We start from the raw sequence: 21,627 nt of genomic DNA on the forward strand, positions 1-21,627 counted from the left end.
TATGTTCGGCATACCTTGTGTGCTGAAACATCGAAACATAAAACCTGCCGGCAAATGAAAAAGAGGCCGTCTGAATGAAGGATGTTTCAGACGGCCTTTTAAGGAGATTTAAGGAGATGGAAATGAAAAAACTTCGGAAGCCTCAACCGGCTTCAGGCCGTTTTATTGTCGGCGCACAAACTCCGCATGAAGCGATACCGGAATCTGCTCGACAATAGAGCTCAAGCCCATCACTTCAACCAATTTTGCCACACCATCCGCCATATCCATACTTTTGGTGTCTAACACAACGGGGCTTAAGGTATACACCATCATTTTATCGGCACTGACGCGTTGGGCGGACAAATCGGCTTCCAAGTTGATTTGTTTGCCGTGGATATTCAACACCAAAGGCTGTTTGAAATGAATGCTTTCGCCTACAGACAAATTATTGACGGCCTCTGCATCTACTTTTGCGCTGATTTCTGCTTTGGCAAACCGGGCGGTTTCAAAAACCCAGTCTTTTAAGCGTTGGTCGCGGATTTCAATGCCTGTTTTCACGCTGCCCAAATCAACATCCATTTTAAAATCCCCTTCTTTGCCCAGCGTGGCCTGAGCGCCGCCAAAGCCCGACTGCTCGGTGATGCTGTTGAGCTGTTTGTTGATTTTGCTGCTCAAGAAGCTGATATCGACACTGGAGGAATGCCATGCTGACGGCTCCTGAACCGAAGAAACAGCCGATTCGGCGGCAGCCTGCCCGGCCTGCGTGCTATTGGATTGGGAAGGGGAGCAGGCAGCGAGGGTGAGTAAAAACGTTGATAAAATAAGTGTTTTTTTAAACATAAACATACCTTTCTTATATTTGGACTAAAATATCAAACTCAAAAAATAAAGCCATCATCAAAAATATTCTTCAGAGCAGTTGCCCCTGCCGAGCGGCATTTCAGATGGCCGGCATACGGAGCTGTTTTAGATTCCGAAAGAATTTTTTCAATCATGAAACAATAGATGGAGATATGTAAAATTTCTTACAGATTTTAGAAAAAAATCGATAAAGATAAAACAGAGATGTTAAAAAAATTTGAATATCAAACTGTTAATAAAAAATGAACGGCATATCAAAGAAAGGCCAACCGCGCAATGTTCCCGACACCCCGTTTCGGGCTGTTGGGAATGCCGGTAACAGGGCGTTTTATATTCAACCAAGCCGTCTGAACCGAAATAAAATAAGTTTTAGCTCTGCAGAAACTGGTTTCCTTTCGGAAACGGCGTTTTCATAACAACCAAACCTGCGGTCTTCGGCGTGTCTGCAGAGGCGGTATATTGTATGATTGTGCGTGGTAGTGTTTGAAAGATTCAGACGGCCTTTGGGTAAAAGATATGCAGAAAATATTTTCATCGCAGGCATGGCGGGCATTCAGGCGGCACAAACGCGGCCGGCGGGCGCTGCTGCTGCTCTCGGTGCTGTTTGCGGCGGCGCTGCTGGCGCCGGTGTGGAGCAACGATAAGCCCTTATGGGTGAAATACAGCGGCCGCTATTATTTTCCGCTGGCCAACACCTATAACGAAACCGAGTTTGGCGGCGATTTCGACACGCCGGCCGATTATTCCGACCCGCTGGTGCGCCGCAATATCACCACCGGCGGCAATTATGCCGTGTATCCGCCCAATCCCTATGATGCCGATACCTTAAACGGAGCCGACACGCAGCCCGACCCGGCCCGGCCGTCTGAACATCATTGGCTCGGCACAGACGACCGCGGCCGCGATGTGCTGGCCAGGTTGGTATACGGCTTTCGCGATTCGCTGCTGTTTGCGCTCGCGCTAACCTTCATCACCACCGTTATCGGCGTGGCGGCAGGTGCGGTGCAGGGCTATTTCGGCGGACGGGTCGATTTGCTGATGCAGCGTTTTCTTGAAATTTGGGGCGGCCTGCCCGAGCTTTACCTGCTGATTATTTTGTCGTCTTTTTTCAACCCCGGCCTGTTGGTGTTGTTGGTGATTTTGTCGCTGTTCGGCTGGATGGGGCTTTCGGATTATGTGCGCGCTGAGTTTCTGAAAAACCGTCAGGCCGATTATGTGGCGGCGGCTAAAAGTATGGGCGTTTCAGACGGCCGAATCATGTGGCGGCACATCCTGCCCAACAGCCTCACGCCCGTGTTGGCATTTCTGCCGTTTCGTATTTCCGGCGCGGTGTTGGCGCTCACCGGTTTGGATTTTTTAGGCTTGGGGGTGCCGGATTCCCAAGCCAGCCTGGGCGAATTGCTTGCGCAGGGCAAAGACAACTTGGATGCGTGGTGGATAGGGTTGTCTGCCGTGGGCGCGCTCACAGTGATGCTGCTGCTGTTGGTGATGATAGGCGAAGGGCTGCGTCACGCGTTTGATGTGCGGGCGGAAAGCTGAGGCCGTCTGAAAGGCGGCGGGGCTTTTGCCGTTTAAAACGCTGTGCGCACGCAAGCCTGCCGGGGCTGACGTTGCCGAAAAACGCGGCAAATCGATTCGGCTTGAGGCAGAATATACTGCAAACGGCACGGCTGCGTTTCAGACGGCCTCAGCGGCTCGGGGTTGATTGTTTGGGTGATCAAAAACTGATGTTGCCGACTGCCTGATTCTGTTTTTTCTGCATGGGGCAGCGCAGCGGCAGCCCCGCCCGAAACGCCCGTATACCTTCCGGCAGCCTTATTGCGAACGGCTCCGCTGCTGTTGCAGCGTGCAGCCCGGTGCCGGAACCAATCCAGTGTATAACGGCACAAACAGTATGTGCAGCAAAACACCGGCTTGCCCGGCTTTTCGAAAAAGGCATATATTTCACGGCTATTTCCAAATAATGCCCGGTTATTTCCGTTTTCACGGCGGTTGTCGGAAAATAGGCCGAAACAGGCTCAGGAGCAAAACCATGTCGCGCAAACACAGCAAACAAACCGCTTTAAACCGTTTTTTAAACACGGTTGAATGGCTCGGCAACATTCTGCCGCACCCGGTTATTTTGTTTATCGCCTTTATTGCGGCACTGCTGGTGTTTTCGGCAGCGGGTGCCTACTTCGATGTGAGTGCGGCCGACCCGCGCCCGGAAGGAGCGGCAGGGCGTTCGGCAGACGGCATCATCAGGGTGGTCAGCCTGCTCAATGGCGAAGGGCTGGCTAAAATCGTTTCCAATCTGGTATCCAATTTCACCGGTTTTGCGCCGCTGGGCACGGCACTGGTGGCGCTGCTGGGCGTGGGCATTGCCGAAAAATCAGGCCTGATTGCGGCGGCAATGCGCACGATTGTGCTTAAAGCACCGCTGCATCTGGTTACGCTGGCGGTGGTGTTTGCCGGCGTGATGTCGAACATCGCCAGCGAGTTGGGCTATGTGGTGATTATTCCTTTGGCAGGCATGGTTTTTTATTCGCTCGGACGGCACCCGCTGGCCGGCATCACGGCCGCTTTTGCCGGCGTGTCGGGCGGCTACAGCGCCAACCTGCTGATCGGCACCGTTGATCCGATTCTGTCGGGCATCACCCAGCAGGCCGCGCAGCTGATTGCGCCGGATTATGTGGTGGGCGCTTATGCCAACTGGTATTTTATGGCGGCCAGCGCGGTATTGATTTCATTGCTGGGTTTTTGGGTTACCGATAAATTCATCGAGCCCAGGCTTGGCGTTTACGATCCTGCTGAAACAGGCGCAAACAGCGAAAGCATAAATATCGAGCAGCTTTCGGCGGCCGAGAAAAAAGGCTTGCGCGCGGCATTGGCGGCAGTGTTGCTGCTTGCCGCGCTGACTGCGTTGGCCGTGGTGCCGGAAAACGCGCCGCTGCGCAACCCGCAAACCGGCGGGTTGGATAATTCTCCCTTTCTGCAGGGCATCGTGGCTTTGATTTTCGTGTTTTTTGCTGTGGCGGGATTGGTATACGGCCGTGTGGCCGGCACGATGTCGGGCAGCGCCGAAGTAGTGGGCGGCATGGTCGATTCTATGCGTTCGATGGCGCTTTATCTGGTGCTGATGTTTTTTGTGTCGCAGTTTGTGGCCTATTTCAACTGGAGCAACCTCGGGCCGATTATGGCGGTGAAAGGGTCGGAATTTCTGAAAGAAACCGGCTTCACCGGCGGCATATTGCTGATCTGCTTTATCGTGATCTGCTGCCTGATTAACCTGATGATTGCTTCTGCTTCTGCGCAGTGGGCGGTTACGGCACCGATTTTTGTGCCGATGCTGATGCTGGCAGGTTACGCGCCCGAAACCATTCAGGCGGCCTACCGCATCGGCGATTCGGTAACCAACATCATCACGCCGATGATGCCGTTTTTCGGGTTGGTGCTGGCTGTGGCCATACGTTATAAAAAAGACACGGGCGTGGGCACGTTGGTTTCGCTGATGCTGCCTTATACCGTGGTGTTCATTACCGGCTGGAGCCTGTTATTTTATGTATGGGTGTTCATACTCGGCTGGCCGCTCGGGCCGGGTTCGGTGCTGTTTTACCAGCCTTAAAAATACCGGGCCGATCGGATTTCGGGCTGTAAACGGTTTGTTTGAAGCCCGAACTGCTTATCATGCCGGTGCGGATTAAACATTTGAAACATAACGATCGATAAGGAATACAAATCATGCCGCAAACATTGTTGGAAGGCGTGAAATTCGATGCAGACGGTTTGGTGTGCGCCATTGCGCAAGACGTGCAGACCCTGCGCGTGCTGATGGTGGCGTGGATGAATGCCGAAGCCCTGCAAAAAACAGCTGAAACCAGCTATGCCCATTATTACAGCCGTTCGCGCCGAAAACAGTGGATGAAAGGCGAAGAATCGGGGCATACGCAAAAAGTTCATGAGTTGAGGTTGGACTGCGATGGTGATGCGGTGGTGATGTTAATCGGGCAGGCAGGCGGCATCGCCTGCCACACCGGCCGCGAAAGCTGTTTTTACCGCGTGTGGCGCGGCGGCGCGTGGCAAACGGTGGATGCAGTGCTGAAAAGCGAAACGGAAATTTACGGGCAGACCAAAGATTAAGGCAACCCTTTCTTATTTTTCACTATTTTAAAGTATCAGAAATGAAACGGTATGTCTGCCTGTTTTGCCTGCTGTCGGCAGCAGGCTTGTATGCGGGGCAGGCAGGGGCTGAAGCGGCAATGCAGAGGGCTGTGCAGCAGCCTGCCCGCAAGCAGGCGGGAGCAAATCCTTCTCCCCGTATCCCGGCGCAGCCCTTGAAAAAGGCCTGCAAGGCAGGGCGGTATGATTGGTAACGGTTTGCCGGAAATGAAATAATGAAGTGGAAGTTGCAGAATCGGGCGGACAACGCGGGTTGGACGAGGCAGCCGGAAAGACAGCCCGGGCGGGAACATTCCAAACCGAAGGGAAAAATAGTCAATGCAGACTGCCGGTTCAATTCAGCATCAAGGATAACGAACAGCCAAACACTGAAACAGTTTGGCATGATAGCAGAAAGCGATGAAAGATTAGATTATGACTTCAGATATTTTGGCGGAAATCCAAAACGTGATTGACTCCCGCAAGGGGCAGAACCCCGACACCTCTTATGTTGCCGGGCTTTTGCACAAAGGAGAAGACAAAATCCTGAAAAAAGTGATTGAAGAGGCCGGCGAAGTGCTGATGGCCTCGAAAGACGGCGGCGGCGGGCATTTGGTGTATGAAGTGGCCGATTTATGGTTTCACACGCAAGTGCTCCTGGCGCACCACGGGCTGCGGGTGGAAGATGTGATAAAAGAGCTTGCGCGCCGGCAAGGGCTGTCGGGGCTGGCGGAAAAAGCGGCACGGCAGGAAAACTGAAACGGCAGGGCGGCGGCGGTTGAAATTCAAATGAAACAAGGCCGCCGGCCACAAACAGTAAAAATCATACAAAACCGATGCTGCCGCCGCTTCGGCAGCATACAGAATCATTTTTCCAGGCCTTCGCAACATTCAAAAAATATCATAAGAAGTTTATATCCCGTTTACCGATTTCAAAATACTGCCAACGCTGCCCTGCAACGCCGCCGATTGTTCCGCCGCTTCCACGACCGAGAAGCCCGGCAGTTTGCGGGAGGTTGGAAGTTCTATAGATTTCATATTTTTCCTTATGGGAAAGCCGTCTGTTTCAAGCGGCCGTTTATCTGCCGCCGGCTTCGCAAGCCCCCCGCACAGTCGGGAATCCGAACGTGTGGCATCTCATTGTTTGTTTAACCGATACTCCAATATTATTTTTATCCGAATCCCCGTCCGCGCGGAAATGACGGTATTCAAGCCTTTCAGACGGCCTGAAAATATTTTTGCAAAGGCCGCGCTTTTTGAACCCGGCCGGGGCGGTGCCGCACCGGTTTGAATTTAAGCCGCCATAAAAATAGCCCCGTGTGTCGAACTGTATTACAATTCTTGTTCTTGTGAGGCAGGCCGTTTGAAAGCCTGTTTTCAGACGGCTTCCAAGCCTTTGTAAAAATCATTCGGAGTATCCCGATGACAGACTGTATTTTCTGCAAAATCGCCACCAAAGAAATCCCCGCAACGGTGGTGTATGAAGACGGCGAAATGCTGTGCTTCAAAGACATTAACCCCGCCGCCCCCGTGCATTTGCTGCTGGTTCCGAAAGAGCATTTCGATTCGCTGGCACACGCCCAGCCCGAGCATGAGCCGCTGCTGGGCAAAATGATGATGAAAGTGCCGAAAATTGCCGAAGCAGCAGGTTTGGCCGGCGGCTTCAAAACCCAAATCAACACAGGCAAAGGCGGCGGGCAGGAAGTGTTCCACCTGCATATCCATATTTTGGGGCGGCCTGTGTAAAGCGTTACCGCAAACCGGCCTTCGGATACGGCATTGCGGCGCCTGTGTCGGGAAAGCGTTAATCCGCCATAGGCCGTCTGAAACCGTTTGGGCCGTCTGAAACATTATCAAACTATTGCGATTGAAGGATTAAAAAATGGGCAGCTTTTCTATTTGGCACTGGGTGATTGTGCTGGTGATTGTGGTTTTGGTGTTCGGCACCAAAAAACTGCGCAATGTCGGCAAAGATTTGGGCGGCGCGGTGCATGATTTCAAACAGGGTCTGAACGAAGGCAACGAAGCCGGCCAAGCTAAAAAAGACGATGTAATCGAACATCAAAAAGACGACAAATCGGCCTAAACCATGTTTGATTTCGGCTTTAGCGAGCTTTTACTGATCGGCGCGGTGGCGTTGGTGGTGCTCGGCCCCGAGCGGCTGCCGAAGGCTGCGCGCATGGCAGGCAGCCTGTTTGGCCGTGTGCAGCGCATGGTGGGCAGCGTGAAGCAGGAATTGAGCGCGCAGGTGGAAATGGAAGAGCTGCGCAAAGCCAAGCAGGAATTCGAAACGGCCGCAGAAAGCTTCCGCACCGAAGTCGGCAGCGTAGGTGAAAGCGCGCAAAACAGCCTGAATGCGATTTCGAGCGGCCTCAAACCGTGGGAGCGCGTGCCCGAGCAGCACACGCCTGCCGATTTCGGTGCGGACGAATACGGCCGGCCGGCCGGTGCGGATTCAACTGAAACGGGGCAGACAGCGGCCTGGAAATCTTATCTGATGCCGTCTGAAAAAAAACCGCCCACCGGCGGCTTTCAAACGGCCTCTCTACATAAGCAGGCGATGCGGCGCAAACGCGATATGCGCCCGCGCCACCGCCCCAAACCGCAGTTGCGTGTACGCAAAAAGTGAGCGAACGGTGTCTGAAATCGAACAACCTACCCAGCCGCTGATCGAGCATCTGATCGAGCTGCGCCGCCGCATGATGTGGATTGCCGCAATCATGCTGCTGTGCTTTTTCGGCCTGATGCCGTTTGCGCAGAAACTCTATACCTTTGTGGCGCAACCGCTGATGGCCACGCTGCCGGCGAATACCAGTATGATTGCCACCGATGTGGTTGCACCGTTTTTCGTGCCGGTGAAAGTAACGCTGATGGCAGCGTTTCTGCTGACGCTGCCGCACACGCTTTATCAGGTGTGGGCGTTTGTGGCGCCTGCGCTTTACCGAAACGAAAAGCGGTTGGTGCTGCCGTTGGTGTTGTCCAGCGTGGTATTGTTTTTCGGCGGCATGGCGTTTGCCTATTTTCTGGTGTTTCCGGTGGTGTTCAAGTTTCTGGCGGGCGTAACGCCGCTGGGCGTGAGCATGGCCACCGATATCGACAAATATCTTTCTTTTGTGTTGGGAATGTTTGTGGCATTCGGTGCCACATTTGAAGTGCCGGTTGTGGTGGTTTTGCTTAACCGTATGGGAATTGTGCCGGTTGCGCAATTGCAGGCCGCGCGCCCGTATGTGATTGTCGGAGCGTTTGTGGTAGCCGCCGTGATTACGCCGCCTGATGTGATTTCACAAGTACTGCTGGCGGTGCCGCTGATTCTGCTTTATGAAGCAGGCCTGTGGCTCTGCCGTTTTATAAAGCCTGTGCCGTTGGGGTGGAAGAAGGAAAATAATGTAGGTTAATATATTTTATTCAGAGGCTTCAGCTCCCTTAAATTTTCATTTCAATTGAAATATTCATTAGAGATTAGATCTAGTTTAAGAATAAAACACTTGGCATTTCTCAGCCAAGTGTTTTCTTTGCTGGTCCGGCACATCTGAATCTCACTCAAACCCCATCCTAACCCTGCGTATCTTCCAATGGTTGGTATTGTGCGAATCCGTTTGTTTGGGGAAGTATTGGTAGATAAATCCGCCGGCATCTTCATTGACCCTTCTCTCTACAAAAATGGCCGGGGCGGTAAAATAGGCTTCTGCCTCCAATGCAGTGGCGGTTCGGGTGCACGGTAAAACTCTTTGCCGTTATGAATGAAAAGGCCGTCTGAAAATGTTCAGACGGCCTGACTGCGTTGAATCCTGTGCGGTATTTTGATTTTCGAGCCTTCCCGTGCCTGACACGCGCATCTTTGTCTTGTAATACAGCGGATATTTTGAAGAATACTTCAAGGCCGTTTGAAAGTTTGGCAGACGGCTTGTTTGTTTTTTCATTATTTCAATATCTTTATATTTCAATATATTTAATATTTCAATATATTTATGCGCCATATCTGGGTTTGATTTGAGTATGACGGCATCGCTCAAGTTGAAGTTTTATCGGGTTTGGGCGGATAAAGTTCAAATCGATGCGGCCTCGGTTTGCCTTGGGCTGCCTGTGTTGTCTGCGGCGGCTGTTTTGTTTGAATCTGCTATGCACGGTTATAGGTTTCAGGTTTTTTGGGCTTCGCTGCGCAGTTGGCGGCGTAGGATTTTGCCTACATTGGATTTGGGCAGTTCATCGCGGAATTCGATGTCTTTGGGCACTTTATAGGCGGTCAGTTCGGTGCGGCAGAAGGCAATCAGCTCTTCAGCGGTGAGGGAGGGGTCTTTTTTCACCACAAACAGTTTCAGTGCTTCGCCGGTTTTTTCGCTGGATACGCCGATGCAGGCCGTTTCGAGTACTTTGTTGTGGTGTGCCACCACTTCTTCGATTTCGTTGGGGTAAACGTTGAAGCCGGAAACTACAATCAAATCTTTTTTGCGGTCAACCAGTTTGAACCAGCCTTTTTCGTCCATTACGGCGATGTCGCCGGTTTCGAGAAAGCCGCGCTCGTCAATGGTTTTGGCGGTTTCTTCGGGGAGGTTCCAATAGCCTTTCATCACTTGCGGACCGCGTATCCACATTTCGCCGGGCTGCCCGATCGGCACTTCTTTACCATCGGCATCGCGCAGTTCGACTTCGGTAGAAGGCACGGGAAGGCCGATGCCGCCGCTGTAGGCGGAAATGTTCAGTGGGTTGCAGCACACGCCGGGGCTGGCTTCGGTGAGGCCGTAGGCTTCGACAATGGGGGTGCCGGTGATGTTTTTCCATTTTTCGGCCACGGCTTTCTGGGTGGCCATGCCGCCGCCGAGCGTGAGCTTGAGGGCGGAAAAATCGATTTCGGCGAACTCGGGGCGGTTTACCAGGGCGTTAAACAGGGTGTTTACGCCGATAAATACGCTGATTTTTTCTTTTTTCATGTCGCCGATAAAGGATTTCATGTCGCGCGGGTTGGTAATCAGCATGATTTTGGCGGCGGCTTGGGTGAAAATCATCAGATTTACAGTGAGGGCGAAAATATGGTAGAGCGGCAGCGCGGCAATCACCACTTCTTCGCCGGGGGTGAGTTTGTTTTTAATCCATTCGGCGGCCTGCTGCATATTGGCGCAGATGTTGCCGTGGGTGAGGACGGCGCCTTTGGCCACGCCGGTGGTGCCGCCGGTGTATTGCAGGAAGGCGGTGTCGTTGCGGGCGATTTCAACGGGGGTGAAGGGTTGCGATGCGCCTTGTTTCAAGGCCGTCTGAAAAGCAATGGTGTTGGCGATGCGGTGTTCGGGCACCATTTTTTTGATTTTGTGCAGCACGAAGTTAATCAGGTTTCCTTTGAAGAAACCAAACATATCGCCAACGGTGGCAACGATAACGTTTTTGATTCGGGTGCGCGGCAGCACCAGCTCGAGCGTGTTGGCGAAGTTTTCCAGCACGATGATGGTGGTGGCACCGCTGTCGTTGAGCTGGTGTTCGAGCTCGCGCGGGGTGTAGAGCGGGTTGGTGTTTACTACCGTGAGGCCGGCCTGAAGGGCGCCGAAAAGGGCAACGGGGTATTGCAGCAGGTTGGGCATCATAATCGCTACCCGTTCGCCGCGCGGCAGTTTGAGGGTGTTTTGCAGAAATGAGGCGAAGTGGTCGACAAGTTTGGCGGTTTCGGCATAAGTGATGGTTTTGCCGAGGTTTTGGAAGGCGGAGCGGCGGCCGTGTTTCTGCACGGTTTCCTGAAAAACCTGCACAATCGATTGGTAGCGCAGGGGGTCGATTTCGGCATTGATGCCGGCTTCGTAGCTTTGGAGCCAGATTTTTTCCATGACGTGTTTCCTATTATTATCGTGAATCCGCACGTTTCCGTTACGGCATTGCCTGCCGGTTTGCGGTTTGCCGCCTTATCGCGGAAACGAAACGGGTTTCGCTCTCTATCGGCCGTCTGAAAATGTTTCAGACGGCTTGGGTTGTGTGGCGGCACGGTTGGTTCCGCGCCGTGCCGGTATGGTTTGCGGTTTGCCGCTTTGCAACAGTAATGAAGTGGGTTTCATTGCTATCGTGCCGTCTGAAAGGGCGGGGCGGTTTCTGTGTTCAGACGGCCGGTTATCCGGTGATGATAACGGGTTTGTCGGTAGCGGTGATGATGCCGCCGCCCAAGCAGATGTCGCCATCGTACAACACGGCAGACTGGCCGGGGGTGGCTGCCCACTGGGGTTCGTCAAACCATAATTCGGCGGTTCCGCTGCCGATATAGTGCAATTCGCATGGGGCATCGGCCATACGGTAGCGGATTTTGCAGGTGTAGCGGCCTTCAGACGGCCTTTCGTGCAGGGTCCAGCTCAGGTCGCTGATGGTCAGGCTGCTGCTGTATAAGAGCGGGTGGTCGCGGCCTTGCACGACAATCAGTGTGTTGCTTGTTAAATCTTTGCCGGCGGCAAACCACGGTTCGCCCGCGCCGCCTATGCCCAGGCCTTTGCGCTGGCCGATGGTGTAAAACATCAGGCCGATGTGTCTGCCCACTTTTTTGCCCTCGGGGGTAACCATGTCGCCGTTGTCGGTGGGCAGGTATTGCTGCAAAAATTCGCGGAACGGCCGTTCGCCGATAAAGCAGATGCCGGTGCTGTCTTTTTTGGCGGCGGTGGGCAGCCCGGCTTCGGCGGCCAGCCGGCGCACTTGGGTTTTTTCCAAATCACCGAGCGGGAAAATGGCGCGCTCGAGCTGGTGCGGTTGCAGGCGGTAGAGGAAATAGCTTTGGTCTTTGCCGGCATCCCGCCCTTTGAGCAGGCGGTGTATGCCGTTGCGCACTTCTTTGCGGGCGTAGTGACCGGTGGCAACGGCATCGGCACCTTGATTGACGGCATAGTCGAGAAAGCATTTGAATTTGATTTCGGCGTTGCACAATACATCGGGGTTGGGGGTGCGGCCGGCGGAATATTCTTTTAGAAAATAGGTAAATACGTTATTTTTGTATTGGGCGGCAAAATTGATGATGTCGATGTCGATATTGAGAATGTCGGCAACGGCAACGGCATCGAGCGAATCCTGCTTGATGCTGCAATATTCATCGTTGTCATCGTCTTCCCAGTTTTGCATAAACACGCCGCGCACATGATGCCCCTGCTGTTTGAGCAGGGCGGCGGTTACGGAGGAATCAACGCCGCCGGACAGGCCGACCGTGATGTTTGCGGGTAGGTTGGTGTGCATGGCGCGGAATATTGGGTGGTGCAGGGGTTGCAAAAATGTTGATTTTAGCATTTTTAAGGAAAGGGCGGAAAGGATAAGGCCGTCTGAAAACCTGTTCAGACGGCCTGCGGCGGCGGGATTATTGCGGGCGCACTTCTTTGCCGTTGATTTTGATGCGCGTTAATTGCAGGTCGTAGGTTTTGCCGTCGTCGGTGTAGCTGATTTGGGCGGGAATGTTGCCCAGTTCGGGGGCGAAGGCATAGTTGATGATGCTGTCGCCGCGCTTGAGGCGGTATTTGTTGATGGCGGTGGTGCCGTTGCCGATTTTATATCTGCCGCTGCCGGCATGGTTGAGGCCGCCGACAGGGTAGATTTTTTTGCCGTTGGTAATGGTGAGGCCGGCGGGCAGTTTGCCGTTGCCGGCGGCAAGCTGCCAGGCAAGGGTGAACAGATCCATGACGGGGCCTGAAACGGCTTCGGTTTTTTGTTCGCCCGCTTTGCCGTAGCTGACTTTGCCGCCGCCGAATTTGGCTTCGGCATAGGTTTTTCCGCCGCGCACGTCTTTATAGTAAGACGGAATCAGGCGCGTGCCCGAAATGGTGCCGCCCGATTCGAAGCGTATGCTGTAGAGCGGCACTTTGATGTTTGACACCACTTTGTAGCGGTTGCCGCTGCGGGTGAAGGTCATGGTGGTGGGGATGCCGTAGCTGCCCGAATACTGCAATTCGGCCGACTGCGGCAGCGGGGCGGCCTGTGTGTGGGCGGCCAATGCGAGGGCCAATACGGTTATGCCGGATTTTTTCATAAGGTTTCCTTTCTCGGGCGGCTGTGTTCAGGCCAGCAGGCGGGCATCGGGTTGCGCTCCGGTGTTGCGGATAACGCGGCTGCCCGATATTTTCAGACGGCCGCCAACAAAATCGGCCACGGCCTGCGGGAGAATTAGGTGCTCGGCTTCCAACACCCGCGCGGCAAGTGTGTCGGCGGTGTCGTGGTCGGACACCGGCACCGCGCCCTGTGCGATGATGGGGCCGCAATCCAGCTCGGGGGTAACGAAATGCACGGTGCAGCCTGCGATGCGGCAGCCTGCGTCGATGGCGCGCCGGTGGGTGTGCAGGCCGGTGAAGGCGGGCAGCAGCGAGGGGTGGATGTTGATCAGGCGGCCTTCGTAATGCCGGCAGAACTCGGGCGTGAGTATGCGCATAAAACCTGCCAACACCACCAAATCGGGTTGGTAGGCATCGATTTTCCGCATCATGGCTTCATCAAACGCCAGGCGGCTGTCGAAATTTTTATGGCTTAGGCTGTCGGTTGCGATATTGCGCTGTGCCGCCCATGCCAAACCGGCGGCGGTTTCGTTGTTGCTCAACACGGCGGCGATGCGGGCGTTGGGAATCTGCGCTTTTACAACGGCCTGCATATTGCTGCCCCTGCCGGAAATCAGGATAACGATGTTTTTCATGTTTCAGACGGCCTTTTATTGAAATGGGTCGGATAAAGATGGTGCCGCTGCGGCACACGGGCAAGCGGTTTAACGGCGTTTAAAACGGGATTATTGTAGCAAATGTGGGCAAAGGGGGCGATACCGTTGCGGCCGCGCCGGTTTCGGAAACCGCATGATGAAAGGGCTTGGGTGTTTTGCGACAATTTCAGACGGCCGGGGCGGGTTTTGCCAAGTTTTAAGCCGTCTGAAACGGCAGGCCGGCCTTGACGCTGTTTTTGCCAATCGTGAACAACGGGAAATGCAGCGGGTTGGGTGCGGCGCAGAACGGCGGAGTTGCTTTCAGCCCGTATATCGGGAACTTGGTTCAAATTTGCCATGAGAAGTGTCGGTACATTTACCGGCAATAACGATGGCCGGATATTTCAGACGGCCTGAATGAATTTTGCAAGGGCATCAGGTTTTTCTGCCATGTTCCGCTGTTTTTCCGGCATCTTGCGGCGTGTTATGCCGCGCTGTATCCCCATGCTTTAATTGCAATGCTAATCCGCCCATCTGCAAAGATGAACCCGACAGTAAACACACCCTATAGCAGATATTCAGCCAACCGGAATGCTGTTTCACCCTGCCTGCCCCAGGCCGTTGCGCTGTTGCTGCGCCGCCGTATTGCCTGCGCGTTGCCCGTATCTCGGGCGCGGCATGGTGTAAAGGTTTGAGCGGCAGATAAGGGTAAAGGCTTGGCCGCATCAACCCTTGCTTTGTGCCTCCAGTTTTGCCAGCCGCGCTTCGAAGCGGGCGGTGTCGTCGCGCAGGGCGTCGATTTCACGCGCCCACGCCGACAGAGCGTGCCTGTCTGCCACGGGGGCTTCCGGCTCTTTGGCGAAGTCGCCGAGTTGCTCGAGTATGCTCAGGCCGATCTGTTTGACTGTGCGGGCGGCTTTTTCGGTGCGCACGGCGATACTGCCCGCCGCCGTATCACCGAGCAGGCGGCTTAAATCATCGTTGGCATGGTAGCGCAGGCCGCCGATAAGCGGCAGCAGGGCGGCGCCCAAGCCGGTGTCGCCGCTGATCGACACGTCGCCCACACCGGGCGTTTGTCCTTGCAGCACTTTTTCCACCGCACCGGGGAGAAAGCGGATTTCGATGTCGGCCGCATCCGGGGTGTATTCCAAAAAGCCCTCTGCGTTAAATGTGCCGCGAATCTGTATTCCGGCGGCATGCAGGCTGAGGGTTTGGCCCGCAAAGCCACCCAAGAGGGCTTGGGTTTCGCGGTTTTGCCGGATTAAGTGGTTGATAACGGGAAGTAGGGCACTCATGCGGAATGTTCTTTCTGACAGGGTAACAGGCCGTCTGAAAACGGTCGTGGTTTTACAGCGGGTTGGGTTAAAAGGATGGGGCAGCGGTTGCGGGCGGCGCCGTTATGGCGGGCATATCGCGATGGGTGCTGCTCCCGTTTGTGCCGGCGTGGCGGGAGGCGGGCGTGGCCTGCCTGATAATCCATGCCGGATATGGCGCAGCCGGCGTGTGTATTTTTTCAGACGGACTTGGGCCGCAGCAACAGGCAGTATATAGCCGATACGCGTTTTCCGATACCGGGCAGGCAGGTTTCGGGCGGTGGAACGGGTTGAATGCAGGCACGGGGCGGTTTTCTGTTTCCCCGCGCTCCGATGCCGTGCAGGAACCAAACGGGCGGTGTTTGGGCCGTCCGACTGAGAAAACGTCTTTCATCACGCCAACCGTGCGGCAGCAATCTGCACAACATCAGATTCGCTGCAATCCGGTTGCAGATATGTCAAATTTTCAATCTGTATCATTTGTTTAACCCATGCGGCATGGATTGGCAAATTGTTCACAGCCTGCTCGGGCTTTGCTAAAATTGCGCCGCCCGGTAATCGAATCCTGCCGCTCAGGCCGTCTGAAAAGTAAACAGCCACCTGCTGTTCAGACGGCCTCGGCCGTTTTTTCTGCACACAATCAAGCAAGGTTTTTTATGAAACACAAAATTTCCCGCCGCAGATTTATCGGCGGCTCCGCTGCCGTTACTTCCGCCCTGATGCTCGGCGGCTGTGAAAGAATCTACCGCATTCTTTCTCCCGAATCTGCGTCAATAACAAACCGCGTGGTGAATGCCGCCTATTATCCGCCCGCCCTGACCGGCCTGCGCGGCGATTCTGAAGGCGTTCAGGCCGCTGCCCACAGCATTGCGCTGCAGGGCAAAACCTACACCCTGCCGGGCAAAGCTGAGGAATACTACGATTTGGTGGTGGTGGGGGCCGGCATCAGCGGGCTGGCCGCCGCCTATCTTTATCAGAAACAGCGCCCCGAAGCCAAAATTCTGATTATCGACAACCACGATGATTTCGGCGGCCATGCCCAACGCAACGAATTTACCGTTGGCGGCCGCCTCTTGATTTCTTATGCGGGCAGTGAATCCATCGATTCGCCCAAATCGGAATATTCCGAAGAATCGCTGGCATTGCTCAAAGATTTGGGTATCGACTACACCAAATTCGAAACCTATTTCCACCAAGATCTCTATCAGAAAAAGCGCGGGCTGAAAGAGGGGGTGTTTTTCAACCAAGCCTCTTTCGGCCGAGATGCGGTAGTGGTCGGGCTGCCGCAGGCAGGTGAAGAAAGTGCGGCAGAGATCATTGCCCGGTTTCCGCTGGCAGAGGCCGACAAAGCGGCACTCATCCAGCTCTACACCAACCCTGCCGACTATTTCAAAGGCCGCAGCAAACGCAAAAGGGCAGAGGCCGCCGCTGAAACCAGCTATTACGATTTTCTGAAAAATGATGTCAAACTGCCCGAAAACGCATTGAAATATCTGAAAAACCTCAGCTCCGAATATTGGGGGCACGCTATCAATGCCGTTTCGGTGCAGGAAGCCCTGGAGGCCGGCTATCCCGGGGTACAGAATCTGGGGCTCGAAGCCGAAGAGGGCGAAGAAGAGCCCTATATTTATCATTTTCCCGACGGTAACGCTTCCATCGCCCGCATATTGGTGCGCAAACTGATTCCCGGCATTGCCCCCGGCAACACGATGGAAGATATTGTGTTGGCCAAATTCGACTACAGCCGGCTCGATGTGCCTGCAAACAACGTCAGAATCCGGCTCAACAGCACCGTGCTGCGGCTGGAAAACAACAGTGAAGGCGTGGCCGCAGCCTATATGCCCAAAGGCGGTGTTCTCAAACAGATACAGGCCGCCCGGGCCGTTTTTGCCGGCCACAGCGCACTGGCCGCCCGCATTATCCCGCAAATGCCCGAAGCCCAAAAAACAGCCGCCAAAACCAATGTGAAAGTGCCGATGATCTACGGCAAAGTGGCGGTAAAAAATTCACACGCATTCCAAAAGCTCGGCGTATATTCGCTCTATGCGCCCGATGCGCCCTATTGCCTGGTGAATCTGGACGACCCCGTCAGCATGGGCGGCTATAGTGCCCCGCAAACCGCAAACGAACCGGCCGTTATCCATATGGTGCAGATTGCCACCGGCTTTAACGGCAAAAACGCAAGGGAAATGTATCGCCACGGCCGCCGCCGCTTGGCCGGAAAAAATTATGAAGCACTCGAAAAAGAAATGCTCGACCAATTGCGCAGCATTTATACCGCCGCAGGCGAGAATCTCGATGAAGTGCTGGCCGGCGTTACCCTCAACCGCTGGGCGCACGGCTACAGCTATGAGCAGGCAGAGCTTTACGATTCAGACCGGGCGGCCGAAAAAGCCACCGAAACCATGCAGCAAAAAATCGGCAACATCTTCATCGGCGGCTCCGATTCTGCCTGGATGCCGTATGTGCACGGCGCCATCGACCAGGCCTACCGTGCCGTTAAGGAAGCCTTGGAGGCCTGAGTGCCGCTGCGCGGCCGTGAAGGCAGGCTGAATACCGATTGTGCATGCTTCTACGGTGCGCAGCACCGGCCGGCATGATAATATTATGCTTTCAAACAACAGGCCGTCTGAAAGCCGTAGCGCACCCCGGGTTTTCAGACGGCCTCCCCAGCCCAGTCAGGATATATTATGGACGAATTAATCAAAGAAGCCGCCCTTCATTTTCACGAATACCCCAATCCGGGCAAAATCCAAGTTGCCCCCACCAAGCCGCTGGCCACCCAATATGATTTGTCGCTTGCCTACTCTCCGGGCGTGGCCGCGCCCTGTATGGAAATCTACAACGACCCGCTCGCTTCCTACAAATACACCGCCCGGGGCAATCTCGTGGCCGTGATTTCCAACGGCACTGCCGTTTTGGGCTTGGGCAACATCGGCGCGCTGGCCGGCAAGCCCGTGATGGAAGGCAAGGGTGTATTGTTTAAAAAATTCGCCGGTATCGATGTGTTCGACATCGAAGTAAACGAAACCGACCCGGACAAACTGGTTGACATTATCGCTTCGCTGGAGCCGACTTTCGGCGGCATCAATCTCGAAGACATCAAGGCCCCCGAGTGTTTCCATGTTGAGAAAAAACTGCGCGAACGCTGCAATATCCCCGTGTTTCACGATGACCAGCACGGTACCGCCATCATTACCGCCGCCGCCGTGTTGAACGCCCTGCGCATTACCGGCAAAAAAATTGAAGAAGTTTCCTTAGTGTGTTCCGGCGCGGGTGCGGCCGCGATTGCCTGCCTGGATTTGCTGGCGGCACTCGGTATGAAACGTGAAAACATCACCGTGTGCGATTCAAAAGGCGTGATTTTTGCCACCCGCGAAGACCGCAGCCGCATGGATGAAAGCAAAATCCGTTATGCCGTTCAAGACAACGGTCAGCGCGTGCTTGCCGATGCGGTGCAGGGTAAAGACATTTTTCTCGGCCTCTCCGGCCCCAATGTTTTGAGTGCCGATATGCTCAAAACCATGAACGAAAACCCCATCGTGTTTGCGCTGGCCAACCCCACCCCCGAGATTTGGCCGCCTGAAGCCAGAGAAGCCCGCCCCGATGTGATTATCGGCACCGGCCGTTCCGACTTCCCCAACCAAGTCAACAACGTATTGTGTTTTCCCTTCATTTTCCGTGGCGCGCTTGATGTGGGCACTACCGCCATCAATGAAGAAATGAAGCTCGCCTGCGTGCACGCCATTGCCGATTTGGCCATGGCCGAATCCAGTGCTGAAGTGGCCGGTGCCTACGGCGATGCCGATCTGACCTTCGGCCCGGAATACCTGATACCCAAACCTTTCGACCCGCGCCTGATTGCCAAAATCGCTCCGGCCGTGGCACAGGCCGCAATGGATTCCGGTGTGGCTACCCGCCCGATTTCCGATATGGAAGCCTATATCGAGAAACTCACCCAGTTTGTATATAAAACCAGCCTGTTTATGCGCCCGGTGTTTAACCAGGCGCGCAAACAAATCAAGCGCATAGTGCTTACCGAAGGCGAAGACGAACGCATTCTGCACGCAGCCCAGCAGGTTGTATCGCAGAAACTGGCGTTTCCGATTTTGGTGGGGCACCGTCAAACCATTGAAGAGCGCATCCAGTCGCAAGGCTTGACGATTCAGCCGGGCAAAGATTTCGAGCTTGTAGATATCATTGAAAACCCGTATTTCGAAGAAAGCTGGAAAGAATACTACCAACTGCGCAAACGCCGGGGTGTTACCGAAGAAATGGCACGCCGCCGTATGCGCGCCAACAGCACCCTTATCGGCGCATTGATGGTCCGTCTCGGCCACGCAGACGGGATGCTTTGCGGCACCATGGGCCGTTTTTACGACCACTTCGGTATTTTTGAAGAAGTGATCGGCTACAACAACCCCGAAAAGCACGCTTGTGCCATGAACGCGCTGATTTCCAACAAAGGCAACTTCTTCATCACCGACACCTACATCAACGAAGACCCCGATGCAGAGCAACTGGCCAAAGGCACTTTGATGTGCGCCAACGAAATGAAACGCTTCGGCATCAAGCCCAAAGTCGCACTGGTTTCCAATTCCAATTACGGTTCCCGCCACGATAAAGATGCCGTTAAAATGCAGCGTGCACTTGAGCTGGTCCGCCAAGCCGATCCCGAATTGGAAATAGACGGTGAAATGCAGGCCGATGTGGCAATGGATGAAGAAATGCGCAAGAGCATCTTCCCGGAAACCACACTCACCGGCTCGGCCAACCTGCTGGTGATGCCTAACGTGGAAGCGGCCAACATCAGCTACAACCTGCTGCGCGTGAGTGCCACCAACGGCATCACAGTCGGCCCGATTCTGATGGGCATGAACAAACCGGTAAATATCGTTACACCGATTTCCACCGTGCGCCGTATTGTCAATATGATTGCGCTGACCGCCGTGGACGCCCAACGCCAATAAAACCGCCGCAATTGAATCAAAGGCCGTCTGAAAAATTTTCAGACGGCCTCTTTTAAATATAGCGGCCCCACTTTATTTTCGACGCAAAGCAGCAGACAGTATAGAACCGATTCTGCTGCCGCTTTGGTGACTTGCAAAACCGTTCTCTTTGAGCTAAGGTGCTAAAGTGGATTTGCTATGGTTGTTTTTATTTAGGGGGCTGTTCTAGATAACCGGGGTTATTCACAAACATTTAAAACAACCCTTATGAAGAAAGCCGTTTAATTCGGCATAAGCAACACAAGCCGGTTGAATTGTTTGTTGTCGGCCTAACCGCTAGAGCAGCAACAGAATTAACAGGTTTCATAGAGATACTGTTTACTGCTTTTACCGTTTACGTTTGTTGATTTATCAAAACATCCCATATTTGGGAATGTTTGATGATGAAATCGAAGCAGACGAAAGCATTTTGATGGCAGTAGAAAAAGCAAACGGGATTAGTGGGAGAGGGAAAACCCAATCTCTAGACTGTTAAAGTGAAACGGTAGGGCTTATACTGCAGCCGTTCGGATACCGAAACGCTTACCTTACAGCCGATTATCCGAAAGCAGGGTGGGCATGGCAGTGTTGCTATATGTTGGAAAGATTGGATGGTTTAGCACTTTTTATGCTAAACAGTTTTATTTTTTACTGAAATGTAAGTATTCTCAAGAATGACATGGCTTTGTTATGTTTTTCGACATTCTTGGTACTCCTCAAAAATCCCAAAATGGGTCTTCAAGCGAAAAACGAAAAGTATAAAAAAACGCTGGGATTTTCTACAATATGCGGATTATTAAAAAAGTTATGGTGTATTGAATGTTAACGGATTTAATCATGGAGCTTAGAAAGCAATATCACCAAATATTAAAAATATTGATAAACTTTTGGTTCGGATCTGACCAATTCAGACACAGCCAAGCCGGTAGAAATCAATATTAGAAGCATCAACAGCCTGTACTTGGAATTGCATCAGCACTTGGTTCATGAACATTGCCGGCAGACATTTTTGGGCGGTGTCATAGAGTTTTTCGGTGCCAAGCGCGGATATGGCTTTGCAAAATATTTTAAGAGTGCACCGTGGCGATAATGAGTTTGCCCGCAATACACAGTATATCAACAGAACCGAATCTTTTCGGGGCTATGTCGAGCATTGCTTGGCGCGATTTAATTTACCGAAGCATAGGTTTTACCTGTATTTGGAAGAAACAGGATTCTGTTTCAAGTATAAGGCATGATGATTTGTATAAGTGCTGTTGAAGATTCTGGGGAAAAATCTTTTAAAATGAATTTTGATGCCTAAACCTCTCGCTTGATATATCTTTAGGAGCTATCCTAAATAACCAAGAAAATTCGAATTCAGTTTAGAATAATCCCCATGAGAAAAAGCCGTTTAAGCCACTACAGACCAAACAAACCCGTCAGTCAAGCTGTTTGCAGCAGGCGTTACAGCACGAGCAGTTGCCGAGCCGGTTGGTGTAAACAAAAACACTGCCGCCTATTATTTTCATCTCTGCGATTACTTAGCTTCCACAACAGCCCGCATTTAGAAAGGGGCTGTCCTAGATAACTAGAACAAATCCTGCTTTACTAATTGTTTTAAAATAGAAATTTGAAATTTTATCTCACTGTTGTTAAAACGCCATTCACACTCTTTCAAATACAGTTCAAAATGCTCTTTGGAAATGCCGTTAAACTTGCGTAAATGGCGTTTTGCTTG

Annotated in this window: 19 protein-coding genes and 2 pseudogenes; 11 read left to right on the top strand and 10 right to left on the bottom strand. The window is 53.2% G+C overall.

Going from position 1 to position 21,627, the window contains the following annotated elements; genetic code table 11:
• Positions 1-162: 162 nt before the first annotated feature.
• Complete coding sequence (locus IR141_RS07185) at positions 163-822, bottom strand: YceI family protein (RefSeq protein ID WP_135035232.1); 660 nt, start codon at positions 820-822, stop codon at positions 163-165.
• A 537-nt stretch (positions 823-1,359) separates the two neighbouring features.
• Between IR141_RS07185 and IR141_RS07190 the strand changes: the two genes are divergently transcribed.
• The 4 genes from IR141_RS07190 to IR141_RS07205 all read left to right on the top strand — a co-directional run bounded on the left by IR141_RS07190 (position 1,360) and on the right by IR141_RS07205 (position 5,739).
• Complete coding sequence (locus IR141_RS07190) at positions 1,360-2,382, top strand: ABC transporter permease (protein ID WP_135035235.1); 1,023 nt, start codon at positions 1,360-1,362, stop codon at positions 2,380-2,382.
• 493 nt (positions 2,383-2,875) lie between these two features.
• A complete protein-coding gene (locus IR141_RS07195; RefSeq protein WP_135035238.1) occupies positions 2,876-4,447 on the top strand; it encodes an AbgT family transporter in 1,572 nt (523 codons plus the stop codon).
• A 116-nt stretch (positions 4,448-4,563) separates the two neighbouring features.
• Positions 4,564-4,962, top strand: coding sequence for a phosphoribosyl-AMP cyclohydrolase (hisI, locus tag IR141_RS07200; protein WP_135035241.1), 399 nt, complete (start codon positions 4,564-4,566; stop codon positions 4,960-4,962).
• A 453-nt stretch (positions 4,963-5,415) separates the two neighbouring features.
• Positions 5,416-5,739: a phosphoribosyl-ATP diphosphatase gene (locus IR141_RS07205; RefSeq protein WP_135035244.1), complete on the top strand. Its 324-nt coding sequence runs from the start codon at positions 5,416-5,418 to the stop codon at positions 5,737-5,739.
• 153 nt (positions 5,740-5,892) lie between these two features.
• Here the strand turns inward: IR141_RS07205 and IR141_RS13840 are convergent, their stop codons facing one another.
• Complete coding sequence (locus tag IR141_RS13840; RefSeq protein ID WP_255518805.1) at positions 5,893-6,018, bottom strand: hypothetical protein; 126 nt, start codon at positions 6,016-6,018, stop codon at positions 5,893-5,895.
• A gap of 384 nt (positions 6,019-6,402) precedes the next feature.
• On the opposite strand from IR141_RS13840, the gene IR141_RS07210 reads away from it, so the two are divergent.
• The 4 genes from IR141_RS07210 to tatC all read left to right on the top strand — a co-directional run bounded on the left by IR141_RS07210 (position 6,403) and on the right by tatC (position 8,375).
• Complete coding sequence (locus IR141_RS07210) at positions 6,403-6,726, top strand: histidine triad nucleotide-binding protein (protein WP_135035247.1); 324 nt, start codon at positions 6,403-6,405, stop codon at positions 6,724-6,726.
• Between the two features lie 136 nt (positions 6,727-6,862).
• Positions 6,863-7,066, top strand: coding sequence for a Sec-independent protein translocase subunit TatA (gene tatA / locus IR141_RS07215; protein ID WP_135035250.1), 204 nt, complete (start codon positions 6,863-6,865; stop codon positions 7,064-7,066).
• Between the two features lie 3 nt (positions 7,067-7,069).
• Positions 7,070-7,609 carry a Sec-independent protein translocase protein TatB gene (tatB, locus tag IR141_RS07220; RefSeq protein WP_135035253.1) on the top strand — a complete coding sequence of 180 codons (540 nt, stop codon included), beginning with the start codon at positions 7,070-7,072 and terminating at the stop codon, positions 7,607-7,609.
• 7 nt (positions 7,610-7,616) lie between these two features.
• The gene (tatC, locus tag IR141_RS07225; RefSeq protein ID WP_135035256.1) at positions 7,617-8,375 is read left to right on the top strand and encodes a twin-arginine translocase subunit TatC; all 759 of its coding nucleotides are present in this window, start codon (positions 7,617-7,619) and stop codon (positions 8,373-8,375) included.
• 339 nt (positions 8,376-8,714) lie between these two features.
• On the opposite strand, the gene IR141_RS07230 is transcribed toward tatC, so the two are convergent.
• The 7 genes from IR141_RS07230 to IR141_RS07260 form a co-directional block, all read right to left on the bottom strand.
• Complete coding sequence (locus IR141_RS07230) at positions 8,715-8,993, bottom strand: hypothetical protein (RefSeq protein WP_135035259.1); 279 nt, start codon at positions 8,991-8,993, stop codon at positions 8,715-8,717.
• Positions 8,994-9,116: 123 nt separating this feature from the next.
• Positions 9,117-10,790 (bottom strand): AMP-binding protein, encoded by a 1,674-nt coding sequence (locus IR141_RS07235; protein WP_135035262.1) that lies wholly within the window; start codon positions 10,788-10,790, stop codon positions 9,117-9,119.
• 277 nt (positions 10,791-11,067) lie between these two features.
• The gene (gene mnmA / locus IR141_RS07240) at positions 11,068-12,168 is read right to left on the bottom strand and encodes a tRNA 2-thiouridine(34) synthase MnmA (RefSeq protein ID WP_135035287.1); all 1,101 of its coding nucleotides are present in this window, start codon (positions 12,166-12,168) and stop codon (positions 11,068-11,070) included.
• Positions 12,169-12,286: 118 nt separating this feature from the next.
• Entirely contained in the window at positions 12,287-12,952 is a 666-nt protein-coding gene (locus IR141_RS07245; protein ID WP_135035265.1) for a DUF3108 domain-containing protein, read from the bottom strand.
• A gap of 27 nt (positions 12,953-12,979) precedes the next feature.
• Positions 12,980-13,606 carry a phosphoribosylglycinamide formyltransferase gene (gene purN, locus IR141_RS07250; protein WP_135035269.1) on the bottom strand — a complete coding sequence of 209 codons (627 nt, stop codon included), beginning with the start codon at positions 13,604-13,606 and terminating at the stop codon, positions 12,980-12,982.
• Positions 13,603-13,965: a hypothetical protein gene (locus tag IR141_RS07255; protein ID WP_135035272.1), complete on the bottom strand. Its 363-nt coding sequence runs from the start codon at positions 13,963-13,965 to the stop codon at positions 13,603-13,605. Before IR141_RS07255 ends, purN begins: the two co-directional genes overlap by 4 nt.
• A gap of 366 nt (positions 13,966-14,331) precedes the next feature.
• Positions 14,332-14,901 (bottom strand): SCP2 domain-containing protein, encoded by a 570-nt coding sequence (locus IR141_RS07260; RefSeq protein WP_135035275.1) that lies wholly within the window; start codon positions 14,899-14,901, stop codon positions 14,332-14,334.
• 674 nt (positions 14,902-15,575) lie between these two features.
• Between IR141_RS07260 and IR141_RS07265 the strand changes: the two genes are divergently transcribed.
• The 3 genes and pseudogenes from IR141_RS07265 to IR141_RS07275 all read left to right on the top strand — a co-directional run.
• The gene (locus tag IR141_RS07265; RefSeq protein ID WP_135035278.1) at positions 15,576-17,441 is read left to right on the top strand and encodes an NAD(P)-binding protein; all 1,866 of its coding nucleotides are present in this window, start codon (positions 15,576-15,578) and stop codon (positions 17,439-17,441) included.
• A 168-nt stretch (positions 17,442-17,609) separates the two neighbouring features.
• Positions 17,610-19,889, top strand: a complete 2,280-nt coding sequence (locus tag IR141_RS07270; RefSeq protein WP_135035281.1) for an NADP-dependent malic enzyme — start codon at positions 17,610-17,612, stop codon at positions 19,887-19,889.
• A 1,396-nt stretch (positions 19,890-21,285) separates the two neighbouring features.
• A pseudogene (locus tag IR141_RS07275) lies at positions 21,286-21,459 on the top strand (IS1595 family transposase); the annotation flags it as partial.
• An 18-nt stretch (positions 21,460-21,477) separates the two neighbouring features.
• On the opposite strand, the pseudogene IR141_RS07280 reads toward IR141_RS07275, so the two are convergent.
• Positions 21,478-21,627 (bottom strand): annotated as a pseudogene (locus tag IR141_RS07280) (IS1595 family transposase); the annotation flags it as partial.

The organism is Neisseria sp. 19428wB4_WF04, assembly GCF_015235335.1.
GTDB lineage: Bacteria > Pseudomonadota > Gammaproteobacteria > Burkholderiales > Neisseriaceae > Neisseria > Neisseria musculi.